The sequence below is a fragment of the Pseudomonas sp. PS02303 genome (genome assembly GCF_029959925.1).
Classification (GTDB): Bacteria; Pseudomonadota; Gammaproteobacteria; order Pseudomonadales; family Pseudomonadaceae; genus Aquipseudomonas; species Aquipseudomonas mandelii.
The window spans coordinates 1-2,801 of record NZ_JASCOM010000442.1; the positions used below are offsets into that span (position 1 = coordinate 1).

Sequence of the window (2,801 nt, forward strand, 5' to 3'; positions counted from 1 at the left end):
CGCTCCGCCCGGGACTCCGTTCGCCGCGACGGTGAAGCGAGTCACGACGAGCCGGGGTCGCGGCCCCTGACCTGAGGAATTTCAACGGTGGATGGACTGGCCTCGATCGGAGTACGGGAACCTGTTCCCGTATGGAGGTCGAGGGGACAAGCGCAGCGCGTCAGGCCTCGGCGGCCCTTGTTCGTAAAGCCATCACTTGCGTGGCTGACAAATGGCGAAGCTCAGAATTGGAAAAAACCAGGTCAGCCCTCAACCACCTGGTTTCTTCGTCCCACTGGGCCAAATTGTCTATGAGAAACCTATAACGACCTTGATAAGCCTCCGCAAGATCCTCAGCAAGGGCCCTGTAAGCCTCTCCAGGCGTTTTTAACGCCAAATACACTGCATCTAGCACGGGGTCTGGTTTCGTTGCTCTGCCGACTTCCTGCGCCTTTTTGATGGCATATGCGTTGTATTCCTCTGCGCCAGTTTCGGGATCATCTGCTGGATTACCTGGGCAAAGTTTGTCCTCCCATGGGAGGACATAGGAGGCGCGGCCCAGGATGAACTGCAGGACGTAATCCGAAGGTATGGCGAGACGCTGCATGAGGAATTTTCCTAGACGAAAATCGAATGATAGCGCAGAGGGCTTTGGGCAGCGAAAGCTGCTTCCAGAGCGGCCAAAAGCCGCTCTGATAAACCGGCGTCGAAGACGACGGAAACAGCCTGACAGACGCCACCCGAGCCCACGAGGGGGGTGAGGAAAAATGGCCCCCAGGCCGAATTTTTCCGTTCTGCCCTGGTGCAGCCCGTCCAGGGCGAAACCAGGGTGCGAAGCATCCGGCCGCACCGCTTGCGTGCGCGTCAGGTGAAACCGGACCAACCTGGTTTCGAGCCGAAGCAGCAGAGGGAGGGACGGAGTCCCGCGCCGATGCGTCGCGCAGTCTCAGAAAGCGGGTTGGTCCGGCTTTGCCGGGCGCGCACGCGGGTGAATTTTCGAGACAAGCCCGTCCAGGGCGCAGGGGAGGAAAGAGGGTGGCGGATCGCGCAGCGATTCAGAACCCTGAAGGCCTTCCGGGGCGCTCCCCCGGGAGGTTTGGGCGGCCCGGAGGGGCGGCCACGGAGCCCCGCAGGGGTGACGGCATTTTGCTGTTGGGTTCTATGTTTTTGGCTCTTGGCGGTTGTATTGCAGGTCCTATTGTTGGGCCTATTGCCGCAGCAATAGGTGAGCCATAGGAGCGGCAATTTCAGGGAGTGAGGCAGGCAGGCGCTACGCTGTCGCCTGCCCTCACTCCCTGATGCTCGCCGGCTGGTATGAATCGCCCAGGTAGCGATAGAACCTATCCAGGTACGGAAGCCCGTCGAGCGGCTCATCGAGCAGCGAGTCGGGAATCTCAACGCCACGGAACAAGCCGAAGCTGTTCAGCAGGCGCTTGCCCTTGAGGATCTGCGCCGCGTGCCAGTTGTCAGCCAAGGTCAGATCGGAGAATTTCACGGCGTACTTGAACACCTCCATGAAACCCTCAACGGGATCGCCCAGGATGGGCCTGCAATCCACGACCATGCTGTCACCGGTGATCTTGTGCCACTCGGTGCTGAGGTCGGTTTGGGAGGGCTGTGATGTGGCCAGAATGATCATGTGACAATGCGGGTGCCAGCCATTGCCCTTGTTGGTCAGCTCGAGGGTGTAGACGGCCCCCTCGGCTTTGCAAAGCTCTGTCCAGGGAGCGCCACGAGTACCGGCATTGAAGTAGCGACGACGATCCATCAAGCGACGTAGCGACTTCGCGAGGTGCGATTGACGCTCTTCAAGATCCGGCCCGTTTTTGACTGTTAGGGTCAGGAGATAGGGCCGCAGATCCGGGCGTTCCTCCTGGATCACCTGCCAGCGGGTCAAGTAAGCCCCAAGAGCCTTGGCACCGCGGCGAATGCCGCACAACGGACAGACCAGGTGCTGCTTGCAGAACGTCGCGCTATGCAGCCGTACCTTGCCCACGGTGAAGTACTCCCGGAAATGCAGGTAATTACCACAGCTGGCAAGGCTAGCGGCAGTCTTGATGGTCGCTTCGGACGGGGTCTTTCGGAGATGTTCTAGCATCGCCTGAGACCTTGTGTGAGCCACGCCGTAGCGTGTTATTCTCTCGTCCAGAAGCCTAGCTTCGTCAGCCCCTGTGAACTCCCCGCCTGCCAAGTTGGAAGAGTTCTCAGGGGTTTTTTTATGCGCCATTCATGGCCCCCTTATTCGTGGGGCCGAGCATAGCACCTGCTAACACATTGTTTCTATGTATCAAGTAAAGCAGGGACTCGCCAGCCTCAGAACCGCGCAAAGCCCCGGAATCCGGGAGCATCAGCAGAAAAACAGCGATCAGGGACAAAACATCCTTACGATCCAGCTCGATTGAAACCCTCATGCCCAGCTCCTCAGTGGTGATGGCAAATTTTCTCATCACGACCAGGAACATAACGGGCGAGGTTTGCGCCTCCACTCCAGAGCCAAAAAACGAAGGAGTCTTCGGTAAAGTGGGGGTGTAACAGCACCCCACAGGATCCGGGAGGGGGGTGAAGAACATTTCGCAATACTACCCAGAGCGCCAAAAGCAAAATCAACAGCACCCATGCTGGGGGCCTCCGCTCCCGGCCGGTGGCCAGGAACAGAGCGCCAGAGGGTGATTTGATCAGCGAAGGGTCAAGGGTTCGCTCCGCCCGGGACTCCGTTCGCCGCGACGGTGAAGCGAGTCACGACGAGCCGGGGTCGCGGCCCCTGACCTGAGGAATTTCAACGGTGGATGGACTGGCCTCGATCGGAGTACGGGAACCTGTTC

3 protein-coding genes are annotated in these 2,801 nt (G+C 59.3%); all 3 read right to left on the reverse strand.

The window, feature by feature from the left end; translation table 11 throughout:
* Positions 1-160: 160 nt before the first annotated feature.
* Positions 161-586: a hypothetical protein gene (locus tag QMX98_RS33810; RefSeq protein WP_073454712.1), complete on the reverse strand. Its 426-nt coding sequence runs from the start codon at positions 584-586 to the stop codon at positions 161-163.
* 681 nt (positions 587-1,267) lie between these two features.
* Entirely contained in the window at positions 1,268-2,077 is an 810-nt protein-coding gene (locus QMX98_RS33815) for a protein rep (RefSeq protein ID WP_196492187.1), read from the reverse strand.
* 118 nt (positions 2,078-2,195) lie between these two features.
* Positions 2,196-2,549, reverse strand: a complete 354-nt coding sequence (locus tag QMX98_RS33820; protein ID WP_127652685.1) for a hypothetical protein — start codon at positions 2,547-2,549, stop codon at positions 2,196-2,198.
* Between the last annotated feature and the right edge of the window lie 252 nt (positions 2,550-2,801).